The following is a 16,710-nucleotide window of genomic DNA, read 5'->3' on the forward strand; positions in this document are numbered from 1 at the left end:
CGCGACCTTCGGCGCCGTGCGCAAGCGGTGTCCTTTGCAAAGCCTACTGCGAAATCGACTCCAGCGATCGCCCGCGTGTCGCCGGTCCCAGCACGCCGACAACCAGCGCATCGATGCCCATGCAAGCGGCGATCAGCAGAAGCGCTGCCGACACACCACCGCCGCGCAGCGCATAGGCGATCAGAAAGCCGCTGAAGATTCCGGACAGCCGGCTCCACGCATAGACGAAGCCGATCGCACGCGCCCGCACTCGCGTTGGATAGAGTTCCGACTGATAGGCGTGGAAGTTGTACGACAGCGTTGTCGCACCGAGCGTCACCAGTGCGCCGGTCAGCACGGTCAGGCCAGGTGTGCGCGATTGCGCAAAACACAGTCCGGCGACGGCCACCAGCAGCGCCGAGCCAACGATCTGCCATTTGCGCTCGACGCGATCGCCGTACCACATCGCGATTAGCGGCCCGAACGGCATGACCAGCGTGATACCAAGCGTATACGCGAGGCTCGCCGTCACTGCGAGACCCTGATGCATCAGGAAGGTCGGCACCCAGTTCGAAAAGCCGTAGAGCCCGACCGTCTGGAACACGTGAAAGACGGACAGCATCAGCGTGCGCGAGCGATACGGCGGACGAAAGATTTCGCCCAGGCTTCCCAGTTCGACGATCTCTCCAGTTTCTGCTGCAGGCGAGGGCAGCGGTGCACCTGATTCGCGCGCGACTCGCGCCTCGAGCGCTTCCATCACCGCGTTCGCTTCGTCGTGGCGGCCGCGCGCGGCGAGCCAGCGCGGGCTTTCTGGCACGCGCAACCGGATCACCCAGACCGCAACCGCGCCGACTGAACCGATTAGCACAACCCAGCGCCAGCCGTCGAAGCCGAACGGCGACAGTGGTACGAGACGCCACGCGAGGCACGCGATGACCGGCACCGCCAGATACGTGACGAGCTGATTCAACGCGAACGCACGGCCGCGCACGTGTTTTGGTACCAGTTCGCTAAGGTAACTGTCGATGGTCACGAGCTCGACGCCAAGGCCGATGCCGACCATCAGACGCCAGAAGTTCAGGCCGAGCGGCGTGGTCTGGAACGCCATGATGGCGGCCGACGCTGTGTACCACAACAGCGACAGCGTGAATACCGAGCGCCGGCCCAGCCGGTCGGCGACGGTGCCGAACATCAGTGTGCCGATCAGCAGGCCGAGAAACGCGGCAGCAATGAAGCTGGCGACGCTGTCGAGGCTGAGAAAATTATTCGACGTCGCATGCAGCACGCCAGAGCGAACGATGCCTGGCGCAATGTACGCGGTCGCGAACAACTCGTAAAACTCAAAGAAACCGCCGAGCGAGATCAGCACGACCAGCGACCAGATCGCCCGCGTCGCGGGTAGCCGGTCGAGCCGTGCGCCAATGAGTCCGGTGGTTTCCTGTGCCTCGTCGGCCGGGAGTGGCGCCGCGCTCGCGCAGCGGCAGTCAATGTTGCCCAGGGCATGATGTGTCGATGACATGTGCTCCTCCAGTCCCGGTCAAGTCCGGGTGGAAATCGTTAGGTAGGTGGGTGGGTGTCGTTGCGGCCTGCGGGGCCGCCGCTAGGCCATCGCGTTCTCGACCGGCGGCGCGAGCACGTCGATCAGCACACGTACATCGGCTAGGCGCTCGATGTTCAGCACCAACGATTCGATCTCGCGTTGACGCGCCGGCCCGACAATGCCACCGGTCAGCGCGCGAAACTTCTCGACGATGTCGTGATTCGACATCGGCTCGATGCGCTGTCCGCGCGGATGCCGCAGCAGCTTCTCTTCACAGCTACCGTCGGCGAAGGTCACGCGCATCAGCACGGCGCCGCGCGCGAGCGGGCCGTCCACGTCGAACGCGGTTTCATGGCGTACGGCAATCTTGCGCATGAACGCCCACACGTCGTCGGCGTTGATCCGCTCGGGACGGAACTGGTTCATCAGCGCGGCGCCGTCGAGCGCCGCGACCGCGACGGCGTATGCCATGTTCATCTGCGCTCCGATTGGCGTGAGCGGCCGCTCGGCCTGCCAGCCGCCATGATGGAACGCCGCGCTCGCGCAATCGAGTTCGATCGCTTCGATGTCGTCGGGCCGGAAGCGCCGGCGTTCGCGCAGTTCGAGCATCGCGCCAATCGGGGCTAGCAGCGCGCCCATCGCGGCATACGGCTTGATGATGTACGCCTCGGTCTCCCACCTGTCGCCGAGCTGGCCGCACACCTGTAGTGCATCGGGTGAGTGCCCTTCGCCGAAAGTCGACAGGAAGCCGCCGTATTCGCGTTCGAACACGCGCTTGATGCCGGAATAGCCGCCGTGTGCGAGCGTCGCCGCGTACAGTCCGGCGCGCGCGGCGAAGCCATGGTGCATACGCTTGGACATCGCCTCGAACTGCGCGGCCATTAACCCGCCAGATTGCGTGCCGGCGAGTCCTAACGCATCTTCGAATGAAGCGGCCGACAGGCCGCGCAGCTTGCCGGCCGCCGCGGCGCTGGCGTGCGTGCCGAACACGGCGCCCGAGTGCCAGCCGCGCGACAGCATTTCGGACCCGTGCAGCGCGAGCCCGACCCGCGGCCCGACTTCGTAGCCGCAGGTGGCCGCGAGCAGGAATTCGGCGCCCGTGGTGCCGCCGAGCAGCTCGGCGGTCGCGAACATAGAAGGCAGCACGACGGATGCGGCGTGCAGCGGCGCGAGCGGATGGAAATCGTCGAGTTCGAAGCCCTGAATGAAGGTCCCATTGAGCAACGCGGCGGCGGGCGCGCTCGTACGCTGGCCGCGGCCGATCAGCGTCGCACGCTCGCCGTCTTCGATCGCGCACACCAGCTCGACGGCTTTGCTCGACCACGGCAGCTGGGCGCCGACCAACGCGTAGCCGATGCCGTCGAGCGACAGGTGCTTCGCACGCTCCAGCACGTGCGCGGGGATGTCGTCGGCGGAGACGGACGCGAGCCACGCGGCGAGCCGGCCGGTCGGGCCGTTCGGATCGGTGGGAGCGCCGGCATGCGTCGAGAGGCTGTTCGACTGGGTGGGGAGTGCCATATCAAGCTTCCTCGCAGAATGTAATACGAATTGAACTAATCACAATGGCAGCCATTTAGAGATTGCGTGTCACGTGCACGGATCAGTGTCGGGAATCCGATCACGTTGTTATAACGACATGTCATAATGTGCATATCCAGTCGATCCACGATTCCGATGTCCGCACCCGCCAGTTCCGCACCCGTTACCCAGCCTTTGCCCCGTACCAAGGGCACCTCCCTGCACCGGCAGATGTTCCTCGTGCTGCGCGAACGCATCGTCACCGGCCGCTATCCGCCCGACAGCCTGATTCCCACCGAAGAGGACCTGTGCAACTACTTCGGCGTGTCGCGCATCACCGTGCGGCGCGCCCTGGACGATCTCGAGGCAGCGGGATATCTGCGGCGCAAGCAAGGGCTCGGCACGTTTGTTTCGTCCGATCTGCCCGCCGCACGGGAAGCTGCGACGCTCAACTTCGTCGAAGCGTTGCACAAGAGCGCCGAGGAAACGCGCGTCGAGGTGCTCAGTGTCGAAAAGACCGTGCCACCACCGACGATCGCGCAGCAGATGCATCTGGCGCCCGATGTCCAGGCGGTTCACGCCATGCGTCTGCGGCGCATCGGCGACGTGCCCGTGATGGTGTCCGATGCGTGGGTGCCGGAGCAGTTCGCGAAGTCGATTACCGCGGCGAGGCTGAAGAAGCAGGCGATGTACGAGATCCTGCTCAACCAGGGTATCGAGTTCGGCCGGGTGATCCAGGAAGTGACGGCGTTTGCCGCCGACCCGACTTTCGCGCGCTGGCTCGATACTGAAGTCGGCGTGCCGCTGCTGCGGCTTTCCCGCATCGTCTACGACGGCGCGCGCACGCCGGTGCAGCATCTGACGCTGACGGTCAACCCCGAGCACAGCCGCATTGTCGTCGACATGATGGCTGACTCGATGAACACGCTGCGCACCGGCCAACTGGTGCACGACGTGCCGCGTCCTTCGGCCGCCGCAAAGAAGCGCGCACCGGCGAGGCGCTAGACGATGAGGCCGCACGGTGGGTCGCATGGCGTCAGGCATCGAGCACCGACCACATCCACGGCCGCAGGAGCCGGTCGTTGCGCTGCCACGCCTCGATGCGCGGGCGTAGGACGAGCGTGCGGCTGATGTCGTCGAGCCCTTCGAGCAGCGCATCGCGCCGCATCGGCTCGATGTCGAAACCAAACCGGGCTTCGCCAGCGCTGACGGTCTGCGCTGGCAGATCGACGGTCACGTCGCGCGACGCCGCGCCCTCTGCGAGTGTCGCGATTGCTTCAGCGGAAAGCCGCACCGGCAGCATGCCGTTCGGGAAGCAATTGTTGTAGAAAATCTCGCCGAAGCTGGGTGAGATCACGCAGCGCACGCCCATCGCCATCAGTGCCCATACCGCGCCCTCGCGCGACGAGCCGCAGCCGAAGTTCTCGCCTGCAAGCAGAATGCGCGCATCGCGGAACGGCGGCTGGTTCAGCACGCAATCCGGATTCTCGCTGCCGTCGTGGCGCAGGCGCAGCGTTTCGAGCGCGAAGTGGCCGAGCTGGTCGCGTGGCTCTTGTGTGAGCCGCTCGATGCGGATGATCGTGTCGGTATCGATGTTCGTGCGCAGCAGCGGCGCCGCCACGCCGGTGACCACGCTAACCTTATCCATGCAAAAACTCCCTTACGTCGACGATCGCGCCGGCGATCGCGGCTGCTACCGCACTTTGCGGACTCGCGAGGTGAGTGCGCGCGCCCGGTCCCTGACGGCCGACGAAATTGCGGTTTGACGTCGATACGCAGCGGGCGCCCGACGGCACGGTCTCGCCGTTCGCGGCGACGCACATACTGCAGCCCGGCTCGCGCCATTCGAAGCCGGCCGAGCGGAACACGTCGTCGAGACCTTCGGCCTCGGCCTCGCGCTTGACCGCTTCCGAGCCCGGCACGACCCATGCGTTGACGCCTTTCGCGATGCGCTGTCCTTTCGCGAGGGCCGCGGCGTCGCGCAGATCCGACAGCCGCGAATTCGCACACGAACCGATGAACACCCAGTCGACTCTGGTACCCGCGAGCGGCTGGCCGGCGCGCAAGCCCATGTAGTCGAGCGCGTCCTGCCACGCGTCGCGATGCGCGGCATCGGGTGCGCCGGCTGGATCGGGTACGACGCTGTCGACTGGTATCACGTGCTCCGGACTCGTGCCCCACGTCATCATCGGGGCGATCGCGGCGGCGTCGATTGTGACTTCGCGATCGAAGCGCGCATCCGCGTCCGACGGTAACGCGCGCCACGCCTCTACCGCGGTGTCCCATGCGTCGCCGCGAGGCGCATAGCGTCGGCCTTGCAGCCAGGCGATGGTCTTGTCGTCCGGCGCAACCAGGCCGATCTTCGCGCCCATCTCGATGGACAGATTGCAGATCGTCATGCGCCCCTCCACGTTCATTGCGGCGATCGCCGAACCCGCGTATTCGACCGCGAAGCCAGTGCCCGCATGCGCCCCCAGATGCCCGATCAGGAACAGGATGAGGTCCTTCGCGAACACGCCGCGCGCAAGCCCACCCGCGAAGTTCACGCGCATCGTCTTTGGCTTGCGCTGCCATAGTGTTTGCGTCGCGAGCACGTGCAGCACTTCCGACGAACCGATGCCGAACGCCAATGCGCCGAGCCCGCCGTTCGTGCAGGTATGGCTGTCGCCGCAGACCAACGTGACGCCGGGCAGCGTGAGACCGAGTTCCGGCGACATCACGTGTACGATGCCCTGCCCGATCTCGCCGACGTCGAACAGGCGGATACCGTTTTCCTGTGTCGCCGATTTAAGCCGCGCGCGGAGCGTTGCGCCGATCGTACCGGCTTCGCTGGCGCGGTTCGGCGCACTCGAGATCGCGTGGTCGGGCGTCGCGAACGCCATCTCGGGGTGGCGCACCTGCAAGCCGCGCTCGGCCAGCGCGGCGAGACCAGCATTGCCCGACAGGTCATGCAGAAGATTGCGGTCGATGTGCAGCAGGGCCCAGCCGTCATCGGCCTGTTCGATGACATGCGCGTCCCAGAGCTTGTCGAAAAGCGTTTTTGCGATCACGGTGTGCCTCCATCAACGCGCCGATGCAGCGGGGCCTTTCGGCTCCGGCACCGGATCGCGAAAGCGCGCGCGCAGTGCGTCCCAGTGGTCCGCGCCCATGCGCTGGAAGCGCGCGCACGCTTGGCGCGCCGAGCGATGACGGCGGCTTCTGCGTGTCGCGCAGCGTCGCGAGCGCCTGATCGCATGCTTCGTACACCGTGCTGAGCAGCAGGCTCGGCAGGATGGCGATGCGGTAGCCCATCTCCTGAACATCCGTCAAGCAAATATCGGGGGTCTTGCCGCCGCGCACCAGATTGAGCAGGCACGGGCCAGCCACTTTGCGCGGCACGGCGGCGACTTCGTCCAGGTCCTGCAGCGCCTCGACGAACGCCACGTCCGCGCCGGCTTCGAGTGCGGCGTTCGCGCGCCACACTGCTTCGTCGAGGCCGAGCACCGCACGCGCATCGGTACGGGCGATCAGCGTGAAGTCGCGATCTTCGCGTGCCGCCGACGCGGCCCGGATGTTCGCGATGAAGTCGTCGCGCGACACCACTTCCTTGCCGTCTAGATGGCCGCAGCGCTTGGGCATGACCTGATCTTCGATGTGTACCGCGGACACGCCACGCATCGCGTACTCGCGGATCGCTCGCGTGACGTTCAGCTCGTTGCCAAAGCCGGTGTCCGCGTCGGCGATCACCGGCACGTCAACGCTGCGGGCAATCACGCCGGCGTTGTCGACCATCTCCGACATCGTCAGCAGGCCAAAATCGGGAAAGCCGCGTGCGGCCGCGGTACCCGCGCCAGTCATGTAGACCGCTGCGAAGCCAGCCTGTTCGGCAAGCTTTGCGGTCAGGGCGTCGTAGACGCCCGGCGCGACAATCAACTGCGGGCGCTTCAGCAGCGCACGAATGGAAGGGGGAAGATTCAAGGTGCGCCTCCTCGGCGTATCGGTGAAGCGGGAAGACCCGTGCGGAGGTGCACTGCCGGTCGCGCATAATTATCGCTCGCTTCTTGTCTTGTTGTTATAGTAGCATAACAACAGGATGTTTGAAGGAGGGTTTACTCGGGATCTGTCGTGGCGTCGGCGCGTGCCGCTACATCGACGGTGAAATGGACCAGCCTTTTGGCTATATCGAATAGTGCAAGTCGCGCCCCCTTTAATTTCGAGGAGTTGTTGCATGCAAGTGCTTGATCTCGTTCTGTGGTGCCTCGGCGGCGCCTGTCTGGCCAATGCGGTGCCGCATTGCGTCAGCGGCCTGATGGGCCGTGCATTTCAGACGCCGTTCGCGAGGCCGCGCGGGAAGGGAAACTCGTCGTCGACGGCAAACGTGTGCTGGGGGTTCGTCAACCTGCTCGCGGGCTATTTGCTGCTGTGCCGCGTGGGAAATTTCGATGTTCGAGCGGGGATCGACATGTTGGCTGCGGCCCTTGGCGCATTGCTACTGAGTCTTTACCTTGCGCGTCGGTTTGGCCGTTTCAACGGCGGCAACCGACCGGAAGAGGCCTGAGCGTCAACGGATCATTCCTGGAAGTCGCGTCGGCTTAGCATCGTTCGATCCCGGTTTGGACTTGAGCCCTGCACATGGACCAAACGACACCCTTTTAGAGATGACGGACGCCCTATTGTTATGTCTATATATCTACCATGTAATAAATTTCATGAGCAGAACCCTATTGATGTCACTCGCTTGCGCGGACAGATTTTCATGAGCATCGTCCGCCGGGTGCGCCGGAAGCGGAAGGCAGCTCGTTGTCACTGCCCGCCTTGCCCTGCTGGGCGCCATCGATCGCCTGGCAGGAGAGGCTACCCCTTCGCAGCTAGCAACATTGGAGCAATTGCGGTCGTCCCAATCTAGCTGCGCTTTTGCGCACCTGGAAGCCGATGCGCTCATTGAGCATCAGGCCGACGCCTATGACCGCCGCAAGACTCGTGTGAGGCTGAGCATCCGGGATCACGCCGCCCTGAGCGGTGAACAGATGCGTCGCGAGCAATGGATTGCGGCGGTCATAGGCGTCTGCCTGAATCGCACGGAGCAGCAGCTCTGGTTGATGCAGGGACCCTGCTGGAACGCATCGCCAATTTTGAACACCCATCGTCAAACCCACCGCAGAAGGAGAGAGTATGAACACCGCATTCATTGGCCTTGACTACATCGTCGACATCATGCATCCAGACGGAAAAATTGCCCGCTCGGCCGCGCACGCTGCGCAGCGAGATGTGATCAGCAAGGCAAACCGCGCGCTCGCCATCGCGGAAGCAAAGGGATGGTTGCGCGTGCTGGTCAAGGTCGGGTTCGACCCGCACTATCTCGACCAACCCAAGCAATCTCCGATGTTCGGGCGCGCAGATCGGTTTGGTGCACTGAAGCTCGGCGAGCACGGTACCGAGTTCCACCCCGAACTCAAGGTCTCCGGAAACCACCTGGTCATAGTGAAACCGCGCATCAGCGCCTTTTACGCAACAGGCCTTGATGCCGCATTACGGGCAAACAGGATCGAGCGGCTGGTCGTTGCCGGCGTGAGCAGTTCGTGGGCTGTGCAGGCTACTGCACGTGATGCCCATGACAGGGACTATCAGGTCTGCATCACGGAGGACGCCTGCGCTGCGGTCGACGACACGGAACATCAGACGTCCATGAAGCTGATGTCCGCCATTGCGCAGATCATTACGGTTAGTGAAATGGAAAGCCTTTGATGCAGGGAAATGTTCCGTTGCCTGTCCAGCTCGCCGGAGAAATCAAGGGCTGGGCGCTCTTGAGGGCCGCGATCGTGCTGCTGCCCTTCTTGACTCTGTCAGTGGTGATGGCGGATCCACTATGGATCGAGGTTTCGCTTCTTGCGATTGCGACCATGATAGTCGAGGATCGACTCGATCTTAAGCCACTGGGAGTACTGCTTCACGGCACTGCGCAGCACCTGGATTACGCGGATGTCGACCTTCTGTTCGAGCAGGTGCGTCGCGAAACTGTGACGCTTATATCGCTGGGTAGATAAGCGGCACTATGTACCCTTCCGGGTTATGTCTTGTAGCCGCGTGATAGCGCGTATTCCCGGGCAAATGCGCAACGCGGGATAGAGATAATCTGGGCTCCTTCCACCCGCTCCCCAGGTCGGGGAAGGAGTTCGTCGTGAAGTACATCATTCATGATCAGGTCGTTCTCTCGCGAGAACCTGAAGGTCCACTCGCAGCCCATTTATCATCCTTTGCCAACTCCATCAGCGCGCAGGGTTACAACGTGTGGTCCCTGAAACGGAAGGTCCGGATCGCCGCATGTTTCAGTCGATGGCTTAAACAGAGAGGTGTCGAAGTACGGGATATCGGCCTCGATCACGCAACACGATATTTACGCTATCGTGCCCTGCATTTCCAGCCTCGCAACGATGATCGGGCAGCGCTCAGACAGCTTATTGATTTTCTTCGTGGCGAAGGCGTGGTTCCGCCTGAGCAGATGGCAACAATTCGGATTTCGCCAGCTGAGCGGTGTGTACAGGAGTACGAGGAGTACTTGCGCAATATTCAAGCTCTCGCCAGAGCCACAATCATTCATTACGTGCCGTTCGTCCGAGAGTTTCTCAAACATCGTTTCGGCGACGGGAAGGTCATGCTATCGAAACTACGTGCGGCCGATGTCGTGCACTTTGTGCAAGTTCAGGCGCCACGACTGCATTTAAAACAGGCGAAGATTATGACCACTGCCCTGCGATCCTTTCTGCGCTATTTGCGCTATCGCGGCGACATTACGCTGGACCTCGCTGCCGCCGTGCCCGTGGTCGCCAACTGGTCGATGCCGTCAATTCCCCGGGGAATCTCAGCAGACCAGACACGGAAGTTGCTGGATAGCATCGATCGACGGACTGCAGTCGGTCGTCGCGACTACGCGATCCTGCTGGTGCTCGCGCGATTGGGGTTGCGCTCCAGTGAGGTGGTCTTCCTCGAGCTCGATGATATTGACTGGGACGCAGGTCAACTGAGCGTGCGCACCAAGGGTGGACAACGCATCGAGCTACCCTTACCTGCGGACGTCGGCAAAGCCATCGCCGCCTACTTGCAACATGGGCGGCCGAAGAGCGCCAGTCGCCGCGTATTTTTACGTGCACGCGCGCACATCACCGGCTTTCGTGGGCCAAGTGGTCTCGGCTGCGTCGTTCGGCGTGCACTTAAGCGCGCTGGCATCGACGCGCCCACAACGGGTGCCCATCAGTTTCGCCACGGACTGGCTACCCAGATGCTGAACCATGGAGCTTCGCTCAGCGAGATTGGCGAGGTGTTGGGTCATCGTCACCCACAGAGCACGATGATCTACACTCGGGTCGACATCAAAGCATTGCGTGAACTCGCGTTGCCCTGGCCCGGAGGTGTACGATGAACGCGCTTCGGCAGGCTGTTCAGGATTACCTCGATCTGAGGCATAGCCTGGGATTCAAATTGAGGGAGGAGAGCACGGCGCTACCAGATTTCGTCGCGTTCATGGAACAGCATCGAGCTTCTTACATTACGCAGACGTTGGCCCTCGCCTGGGCTCGGCAACCCGCAAATGTCCAGCCCGACCGCTGGGCGCAACGAATGAGCTGGTTGCGTGGGTTCGCGCGATATCGTAGTGCTACCGATCCCCGCACGGAAATACCCGCACCGGGTTTATTGCCATTTCGACCGAAGCGGGCTCGGCCGTACCTATACTCGGCCGCCGAGATCCGTAGCCTGCTACAGGCGGCGCTGCAGATGCCATACCACTATGAACGGGGTGCACTGCTGCCCTGGACCTATCATTGCCTGTTCGGGCTGTTGAGCGTGACGGGCATGCGCCTGGGTGAAGTGCGCAATCTCGAACTTCAGGATGTGGATCTGACGGAGGCGATATTGACGATCCGAGGCGCGAAGCTCGGAAAGACCAGACTCATTCCTTTGCATGCCTCGACATGCAAGGTGCTCGCGGACTACATCACGCGGCGTGAGCATCACTGGGCGGGTCGACCGGTATCCCCCTATCTCTTTGTTTCCAGTTGGGGTAACAGGATGGATGTCGGTGAGATCCATCGCACTTTTTATTCATTGTCGCGACAGATTGGTTTGCGCGGGGCATCCGACAGTCGCGGGCCGCGTCTGCACGACATGAGACACGTTTTCGCGACGAACGCACTTGTGCGCTGGTACAAGTCTGGAGATGACCCGGAGCGCCGTCTGCCCATCCTGTCAGCCTACCTCGGCCATGCTCACGTCGCGGATACCCAGTGGTATCTGAACGGCTCGCCTGAACTGATGCGCGAGGCGATGCGCCGGCTCGAACAACTCTGGGAGGACCGGCCATGAATAAAGCTGCCACCTTTGCTCCGTTACTGGAGCGGTTCTTCACGCAGCGCCTGATGCAAGAGCGTCAGGCGAGTCCTCACACCATCGGTGCCTATCGCGATTCCTATCGTCAATTCCTTAAGTTCGTGCAGCAGCGCCTGCATAAGTCACCGTCGCAGCTAAACCTCGAAGACATCGATACTCCTCTGATCGTCGCGTTCCTGGACGAAATTGAGAAGAACCAGGGCGTTAGTGTTCGCACCAGAAATCTGCGCCTCGCGGCGATTCACTCTTTCTTTCGCTACGCCGCTTACGAAGCACCAGACCATGCCGCCCAGATCCAACGGGTGCTTGCCATCCCCAGCAAGCGCTTCACCCGTACGCTGATTCACTTTCTGACGCATCCAGAAGTCGACGCCTTGCTTGCCGCGCCTGATCAAGGCACGTGGTCTGGCCGGCGCGACCACGCCTTTCTATTGGTCGCGGTACAGACCGGTCTGCGCCTGTCCGAGATGACGGGACTCAATCGCGAGGATGTGGTGCTTGGCACCGGCGCACACGTGAGGGTAATCGGAAAGGGTCGGAACTATGACGATCTCGGGAATATGCGCAGTTCCGCGCCACAGACGCCAATTCGTTCTTCTGCGATGGGCTGTGGATGGCGGATCCGTGGTGTGAACTGCGCATAATTACAAGCTTTCCAGGAACTGCATCAAGCGATCGGGCGGTCGATATCGCGCGATTCTGCTGTGAGGTGGTTGCAAAGTATTGAGCGCACGCTCCTTCATCGCGAGGTCGGCCTCGACGTACATGTGAGTAGTCGCTGGGCTTTCGTGTCCAAGCCACAGTGCAATGACACTCAGGTCAACGCCCGATTGCAGCAGATGAGTCCCAGTCGAGTGCCGGATGACATGCGGTGAAATGGGATGGCTTGATAGTTGAGGGCATTGCCTGGTGGCTGTCCGCGCTGCGAGTTTGAGCCGATCCGTAACGTTGGATCGCGTCATCGGGTTCCCCGAGCGATTCGGAAACAGAATCTGATCAGGCGATGACCGGATCCGCGGCAACCAGCTTCTGATTTGGCTCGCGGTTGAGCGCCACAACGGTACGGTGCGCTGTTTCCGGCCTTTGCCGTGGATATGTGCACAGGGCGCCTTATCCAGAACGACGTCACCCACCCGCAGACCGATCAGTTCGGAAACGCGTGCGCCAGTATTGTATAGCGTTGCAAACAGTACCCGGTCCCGCTGCCCGCACCAGGTGTTGGGGTCGGGTGCGGCGAGTAGTGCCTCGATCTCGTCACGCGACAGGTGGCCGATGAGCGGCCTGTCGAAGCGCTTCATTGGGATAGCTAGAGTGCTTTGGATAACAGCCAGCGAAGAAATATCCTTGAGGGCTGCGTACTTCAGAAATGAACGGATGGCAACAAGCCGCGAATTCCGGGTGCGCGCGCAATTATGCCGGTTGTCCTCCAGATGACGAAGGAAGGCCAGCACCAGATCCACGTTGATGTCTGCTAACGCCAGCTCGACAGGCGACTTATGCAGACGCGCCTGAGCAAACTGAAGGAATAGTCGAAAGGTATCCCGATAACTGGCTATCGTCTGCGGGCTGACTGCCCGTTGTTGCATTAGCCGCTCAACGAAGAATTCCTGTAGCAGCGCGGCGAAGTTCGACGACGAACAATGGCTTTGCCTTTTAGACATGACAGACTCCTTCTGTAAAGTGCTCGAAGCGCTGAGCCGCAATTGCCATCAGTTCCGGGATGCCCGTTAGATACCAGTAGGTGTCGGTCACCTTGGCATGCCCTACGTAAGTCGAAAGCATGATCATTGCGTTGTCGACGTCCACCCCTTGCTGGTACCAGAGCAACACCCTTCGGCAGATAAACGAGTGCCTCAGATTGTGGATGCGTGGAGCCGGATGATCACCACGGGCGACCCATCCCAACTGCGAACGCAAGGAACTGAAGACCTCCTCAACGGTACTGATCTTCATGCTGCTTCCGTGCACGATGAAGAAGTGATCGCTTAGCGTGATGGGCCAATCGCGATCCCGCAGCTCTACATAGTGTGCAAGTGCTCGCACGACCGTTTGATGAAGTGGAACGACGCGGGACTTACGATACTTCGTTACCCGAATCATCAGCAGGCCTTGATCGAGGTCGACGTCTGCGCGCCTCAGGTTAAGCGCCTCAGAAATCCGCAGTCCGGTGGCCGCGATCAGCCCGAACAGGGTTGAGTAGGTCACGGGCCGCAGTTTCTCCTTCGAGGGCAACGTCGAAGCAGCGGCCAGCAGTTCCCGGATCTCCTCATCGGCATAGATGTGCGGTGTCAAACGGCGATGGGCTCGGCCGAAAAGATAAAGCGGAGGAACTTCGGTGGCAGGGTCAAATTGCTGGAGATACCTTGCGAACGGGCGAACGATCTCAATCCGACGCGCCCAGGTAAAGGGCACCTGACTTGATGCAGATCGAGCCCAGGACGCTGCCAGTTTTACGGTGAGCGGCCCCTGGTGGCCGATCCGGTCGGCAAAGCAGGCAAAATCAAGAAGCCGGCGTCCCGTACACCGCAGGTCAAAACCAAGGCGGCGTCTTGACGCAAGGTAGTCCTCGGCGAGCGATAGCATTCTCACTGAACGTTTCATGATTCGCTCCCCGGCCAGGGCAGCGCGACCTTGGCAAGGCTCCTGATATCGACCGTGGTGTAAATCGCGGTAGTATCGAGGCTGCGGTGTCGAAGGATATCGGCGATTTCCTTCATAGGGACTCCAGCGTTAATCAGCCGACTGCCTACGCTGTGCCGCAATACATGGGTTCCCCTGCAGCGTGGATCGCTGCCGCATCGCGCATGAGCGGCACGGACGGTATTGCGAACGACGCTCGAGCCGACGGGTTCGGTAAGTGGAGCGCGATGCCGCAGAAATACCGCCCGGCTATCGGAGACCGGGCGCCCGTCAGTCAGGTATTGAGCAATTGCGCGCCCGGTCCGGGGCGGCAACGGAAGCACATCTGTTCGCCGCGCCTTGCCTGCTGATAACCGCAACGTCCCGTCGTGCCAGTTCAGGTCGTCCAGCTGTAGCGAAGCGACTTCGCCGGCGCGTAGTCCCAGGTCGACCATACACCGGGCCATTGCGTAGTCTCTGCGGCCGATCGCGGATTTGCGATCGAATGCGTTAAGAAACCGTTCCAGCTCCGCCTCACATAGCGAGTCTGGTAACGATGCGAACCGCCACTGGGCGATTTGTGGAATCGCGGCAATAAGGCACCGGACGTGATCTCCGTGCATTCCTCGGAAATGCAAGTAGCTCCGTAGTGCACTCCCAAGGACTTTGCCGGTGCTCGGCTTGCATCCTTCGAGGTGGCTGACTACAAATCGATGAACATGTTCCGGTTTGACCTGTGCCATAGTGATTCTCGATGCACCGAATCGCTCCGACAGGAACGTCCGTACGATGCGTGTACGCAACCTTCTCGTAGATGCGGCCAGCCCGCAGACCTGGTCAAGGTGTGCGTCAAATTCCCTGATCTCCTCCCGTATCAGACGGGGTGTGAAGTCGGGCTGATGGCGTATGTCCGCCCTCTGGCGCAGCACGACAAGCAGATGCTTTAAGGCCGACCCGATATGGTTCCTGCTTCTTGGCGTGCGCAATGGGCAGTCGCACTGAGGCAGGTGTTCATCCAGAAAATAGCGGATCAGCGCTTCGTCAATCTGACTGAGTTTGATGCGTCGCTTGCGCAGCCAATAAGCAAAGTGCGCGACGCAGCACAAATACTTCCGGACGCTCCACGACGAATATCCGCGCCCAATCAAATACGTCGAATAGGCTTGATAGCTGGGTTTGAGCACGCCGTCCGTCAACCATGCCCGGGTCCGCTGCGGTAACGCGAAGTCGCTGTTCATGATACCCCTCCTCAAAAAGCCGAACTTGTCGACCTGCCTCCTGAGGAAAGCACTTTTATTATGCGCAGTCCACTACCGGTACCCGTGACCAAACACCCTTTACAAGGCGCCAAACGGACGTCCCTGGCGCGGAGCTGCGCATATTCCCGAGTTCGTCATAGTTCCGATCATGCAAATATTTGCATGAACGCAAAGAGCGCTGTACCCCCATCGCGAAATCCACTCGCGCCGTACTGAAAGCGTGGCTGCGAGAACCACAACGCGGCGATGGCGCAGTACTTTTTCCCAGCGAGCGGGGTGAACGCCTCAGTGTCCATGGTGTGCAGTACTTGCTAAACAAGCACCGCAAAACCGCGTGTGAAGTTTGCCCGTCATTGAAGCAGAAGCGGGTCACTGTCCACTGTTTGAGACACACTATGGCCATGGACCTTCTGCAATCAGGCGTTCGTCGCTCGGTCATCGCGTTGTGGCTCGGGCATGAATCGGTGGAAACCACGGAGATCTATGTCGAAGCGACCCTTGCGATGAAGGAACAGGCCCTTGCGAAAGCAACTCCGCGACGCGGCACGCCAGGACGCTTCAAGCCGACAGACGAACTCCTCGGCTTCCTGAACAGTCTTTAACCTCACCAAATTATGTCGGGTGATCGCTTGAGCGATCTGCTTGACGACCCCGCAATCTTCGGTCGATCGTCGAGGTTCAATTGTGTCACCCGACATAACCCGGAAGGGTACATAGTGACGCAGCGTATGCATGGATACGCGCTTGCCGAGGTGTGCCTCTTCTGCGGCGGCATGGATGGCGCGGTTCAGTTGCCGCGTGCTGAGCGGGTCCACCGGATCGAGGCCGGGAAACAGCCAGCCGCCTTCGAGCATGCGACCCTGCGCATGGGCCACGCGCCACCAGACACGCAGGCGCTCGAGCAGGACCGGCGAGAGCATCGCGTAGCGGTCGCGGCGGCCCTTGCCCTGCTCGATGCGCAGCGTCATGCGCTGGCTGTCGACGTCGCCGACCTTCAGCGCCACCACTTCGCTCGCACGCAGCCCGGCGCCGTAGGCGACCGACAGCGCAGTCTGATGCTTCAGGTTCCCGGCTGCCGCGATGAGCCGGCGCACCTCGTCCGGGCTCAGGATAACGGGCAACGTACGGGGCACACGAACGGGTTGCATCCTGGCCATCAGCTGAGGCTGGTCAAGCGTGACGTCGAAGAAGAACTTCAGTCCGGAGATCGCGGCGTTGAGCGAAACCGGCGACGTGCCGTGATCGACCAGATGCAGCTGGTAATTCCGGAGGTCCTCGACAGTAGCAGTATCGGGTGAACGCCCGAGAAACCTGGCAAACTGGCGTACGGCACGCAGATATCCGGACTGGGTCCTGGGTGCGAACTTGCGCATGCGCATGTCATCAACCATGCGCCGGCGCAGCGCGCTGATGCCCGGGTCGGAAGAGGTCATG

General features: G+C 61.6%; 17 protein-coding genes and 1 pseudogene. 8 read left to right on the forward strand and 10 right to left on the reverse strand.

Annotated elements, in window-relative coordinates; genetic code table 11:
• Positions 1 to 43: 43 nt before the first annotated feature.
• Both HF916_RS10340 and HF916_RS10345 read right to left on the reverse strand, forming a co-directional pair.
• Positions 44 to 1,498: an MFS transporter gene (locus tag HF916_RS10340; RefSeq protein WP_168788741.1), complete on the reverse strand. Its 1,455-nt coding sequence runs from the start codon at positions 1,496 to 1,498 to the stop codon at positions 44 to 46.
• Between the two features lie 81 nt (positions 1,499 to 1,579).
• Positions 1,580 to 3,037: an MmgE/PrpD family protein gene (locus HF916_RS10345; RefSeq protein WP_168788742.1), complete on the reverse strand. Its 1,458-nt coding sequence runs from the start codon at positions 3,035 to 3,037 to the stop codon at positions 1,580 to 1,582.
• A 156-nt stretch (positions 3,038 to 3,193) separates the two neighbouring features.
• Between HF916_RS10345 and HF916_RS10350 the strand changes: the two genes are divergently transcribed.
• Positions 3,194 to 4,042 (forward strand): GntR family transcriptional regulator, encoded by an 849-nt coding sequence (locus tag HF916_RS10350; protein ID WP_168788743.1) that lies wholly within the window; start codon positions 3,194 to 3,196, stop codon positions 4,040 to 4,042.
• Positions 4,043 to 4,073: 31 nt separating this feature from the next.
• Here the strand turns inward: HF916_RS10350 and leuD are convergent, their stop codons facing one another.
• From leuD to HF916_RS10365, 3 genes are read right to left on the reverse strand one after another with little or no spacing between them, the layout of a single operon-like run.
• Positions 4,074 to 4,685 (reverse strand): 3-isopropylmalate dehydratase small subunit, encoded by a 612-nt coding sequence (leuD, locus tag HF916_RS10355; protein WP_168788744.1) that lies wholly within the window; start codon positions 4,683 to 4,685, stop codon positions 4,074 to 4,076.
• Positions 4,678 to 6,087 carry a 3-isopropylmalate dehydratase large subunit gene (gene leuC, locus HF916_RS10360; protein ID WP_168788745.1) on the reverse strand — a complete coding sequence of 470 codons (1,410 nt, stop codon included), beginning with the start codon at positions 6,085 to 6,087 and terminating at the stop codon, positions 4,678 to 4,680. The genes leuD and leuC overlap by 8 nt, the downstream gene beginning before the upstream one ends.
• Positions 6,026 to 6,994 carry an isocitrate lyase/PEP mutase family protein gene (locus tag HF916_RS10365; protein ID WP_240975228.1) on the reverse strand — a complete coding sequence of 323 codons (969 nt, stop codon included), beginning with the start codon at positions 6,992 to 6,994 and terminating at the stop codon, positions 6,026 to 6,028. Before HF916_RS10365 ends, leuC begins: the two co-directional genes overlap by 62 nt.
• Before the next feature lie 250 nt (positions 6,995 to 7,244).
• On the opposite strand from HF916_RS10365, the gene HF916_RS10370 reads away from it, so the two are divergent.
• Positions 7,245 to 7,574, forward strand: coding sequence for a hypothetical protein (locus HF916_RS10370; protein ID WP_168788746.1), 330 nt, complete (start codon positions 7,245 to 7,247; stop codon positions 7,572 to 7,574).
• Positions 7,575 to 7,884: 310 nt separating this feature from the next.
• On the opposite strand, the gene HF916_RS10375 is transcribed toward HF916_RS10370, so the two are convergent.
• Positions 7,885 to 8,205: a hypothetical protein gene (locus tag HF916_RS10375; RefSeq protein WP_168788747.1), complete on the reverse strand. Its 321-nt coding sequence runs from the start codon at positions 8,203 to 8,205 to the stop codon at positions 7,885 to 7,887.
• On the opposite strand from HF916_RS10375, the gene HF916_RS10380 reads away from it, so the two are divergent.
• From HF916_RS10380 to HF916_RS10400, 5 genes are all read left to right on the forward strand, one after another.
• A complete protein-coding gene (locus tag HF916_RS10380) occupies positions 8,189 to 8,761 on the forward strand; it encodes a cysteine hydrolase family protein (RefSeq protein WP_168788748.1) in 573 nt (190 codons plus the stop codon). The two genes, HF916_RS10375 and HF916_RS10380, sit on opposite strands and share 17 nt — an antisense overlap.
• The gene (locus HF916_RS10385; protein WP_168788749.1) at positions 8,761 to 9,060 is read left to right on the forward strand and encodes a hypothetical protein; all 300 of its coding nucleotides are present in this window, start codon (positions 8,761 to 8,763) and stop codon (positions 9,058 to 9,060) included. The genes HF916_RS10380 and HF916_RS10385 overlap by 1 nt, the downstream gene beginning before the upstream one ends.
• A 134-nt stretch (positions 9,061 to 9,194) precedes the next feature.
• A complete protein-coding gene (locus HF916_RS10390; protein ID WP_168787614.1) occupies positions 9,195 to 10,433 on the forward strand; it encodes a site-specific integrase in 1,239 nt (412 codons plus the stop codon).
• Positions 10,430 to 11,374 carry a tyrosine-type recombinase/integrase gene (locus HF916_RS10395; RefSeq protein ID WP_168787615.1) on the forward strand — a complete coding sequence of 315 codons (945 nt, stop codon included), beginning with the start codon at positions 10,430 to 10,432 and terminating at the stop codon, positions 11,372 to 11,374. Before HF916_RS10390 ends, HF916_RS10395 begins: the two co-directional genes overlap by 4 nt.
• Positions 11,371 to 12,042 (forward strand): tyrosine-type recombinase/integrase, encoded by a 672-nt coding sequence (locus tag HF916_RS10400; RefSeq protein WP_168788487.1) that lies wholly within the window; start codon positions 11,371 to 11,373, stop codon positions 12,040 to 12,042. The genes HF916_RS10395 and HF916_RS10400 overlap by 4 nt, the downstream gene beginning before the upstream one ends.
• Here HF916_RS10400 and HF916_RS10405 read toward each other — a convergent pair whose 3' ends face one another.
• Genes HF916_RS10405 through HF916_RS10415 form a run of 3 tightly spaced genes read right to left on the reverse strand, consistent with a single transcriptional unit; the run spans position 12,043 to position 15,255 of the window.
• Positions 12,043 to 13,059: a site-specific integrase gene (locus HF916_RS10405; protein WP_168787993.1), complete on the reverse strand. Its 1,017-nt coding sequence runs from the start codon at positions 13,057 to 13,059 to the stop codon at positions 12,043 to 12,045.
• Positions 13,052 to 13,999 (reverse strand): tyrosine-type recombinase/integrase, encoded by a 948-nt coding sequence (locus tag HF916_RS10410; protein WP_168787992.1) that lies wholly within the window; start codon positions 13,997 to 13,999, stop codon positions 13,052 to 13,054. The genes HF916_RS10405 and HF916_RS10410 overlap by 8 nt, the downstream gene beginning before the upstream one ends.
• Positions 13,996 to 15,255: a site-specific integrase gene (locus HF916_RS10415; RefSeq protein WP_168787991.1), complete on the reverse strand. Its 1,260-nt coding sequence runs from the start codon at positions 15,253 to 15,255 to the stop codon at positions 13,996 to 13,998. The genes HF916_RS10410 and HF916_RS10415 overlap by 4 nt, the downstream gene beginning before the upstream one ends.
• A gap of 179 nt (positions 15,256 to 15,434) precedes the next feature.
• Between HF916_RS10415 and HF916_RS50805 the strand changes: the two are divergent.
• A pseudogene (locus tag HF916_RS50805) lies at positions 15,435 to 15,710 on the forward strand (tyrosine-type recombinase/integrase); the annotation flags it as partial.
• Here the strand turns inward: HF916_RS50805 and HF916_RS10425 are convergent.
• Entirely contained in the window at positions 15,693 to 16,709 is a 1,017-nt protein-coding gene (locus HF916_RS10425) for a tyrosine-type recombinase/integrase (RefSeq protein ID WP_240975229.1), read from the reverse strand. The pseudogene HF916_RS50805 and the gene HF916_RS10425 sit on opposite strands and share 18 nt — an antisense overlap.
• Position 16,710 lies beyond the last annotated feature (1 nt).

Source organism: Paraburkholderia aromaticivorans (genome assembly GCF_012689525.1).
In the GTDB taxonomy this organism is placed as follows: Bacteria; Pseudomonadota; Gammaproteobacteria; order Burkholderiales; family Burkholderiaceae; genus Paraburkholderia; species Paraburkholderia aromaticivorans_A.

Coding starts and splice junctions, on each gene's coding strand:
- HF916_RS10340 (WP_168788741.1), bottom strand. CDS start 1,498: ATGTCATCGACACATCATGCCCTGGGCAACATTGACTGCCGCTGCGCG.
- HF916_RS10345 (WP_168788742.1), bottom strand. CDS start 3,037: ATGGCACTCCCCACCCAGTCGAACAGCCTCTCGACGCATGCCGGCGCT.
- HF916_RS10350 (WP_168788743.1), top strand. CDS start 3,194: ATGTCCGCACCCGCCAGTTCCGCACCCGTTACCCAGCCTTTGCCCCGT.
- leuD (WP_168788744.1), bottom strand. CDS start 4,685: ATGGATAAGGTTAGCGTGGTCACCGGCGTGGCGGCGCCGCTGCTGCGC.
- HF916_RS10370 (WP_168788746.1), top strand. CDS start 7,245: ATGCAAGTGCTTGATCTCGTTCTGTGGTGCCTCGGCGGCGCCTGTCTG.
- HF916_RS10380 (WP_168788748.1), top strand. CDS start 8,189: ATGAACACCGCATTCATTGGCCTTGACTACATCGTCGACATCATGCAT.
- HF916_RS10375 (WP_168788747.1), bottom strand. CDS start 8,205: ATGAATGCGGTGTTCATACTCTCTCCTTCTGCGGTGGGTTTGACGATG.
- HF916_RS10385 (WP_168788749.1), top strand. CDS start 8,761: ATGCAGGGAAATGTTCCGTTGCCTGTCCAGCTCGCCGGAGAAATCAAG.
- HF916_RS10395 (WP_168787615.1), top strand. CDS start 10,430: ATGAACGCGCTTCGGCAGGCTGTTCAGGATTACCTCGATCTGAGGCAT.
- HF916_RS10400 (WP_168788487.1), top strand. CDS start 11,371: ATGAATAAAGCTGCCACCTTTGCTCCGTTACTGGAGCGGTTCTTCACG.
- HF916_RS10405 (WP_168787993.1), bottom strand. CDS start 13,059: ATGTCTAAAAGGCAAAGCCATTGTTCGTCGTCGAACTTCGCCGCGCTG.
- HF916_RS10410 (WP_168787992.1), bottom strand. CDS start 13,999: ATGAAACGTTCAGTGAGAATGCTATCGCTCGCCGAGGACTACCTTGCG.
- HF916_RS10415 (WP_168787991.1), bottom strand. CDS start 15,255: ATGAACAGCGACTTCGCGTTACCGCAGCGGACCCGGGCATGGTTGACG.
- HF916_RS10425 (WP_240975229.1), bottom strand. CDS start 16,709: ATGACCTCTTCCGACCCGGGCATCAGCGCGCTGCGCCGGCGCATGGTT.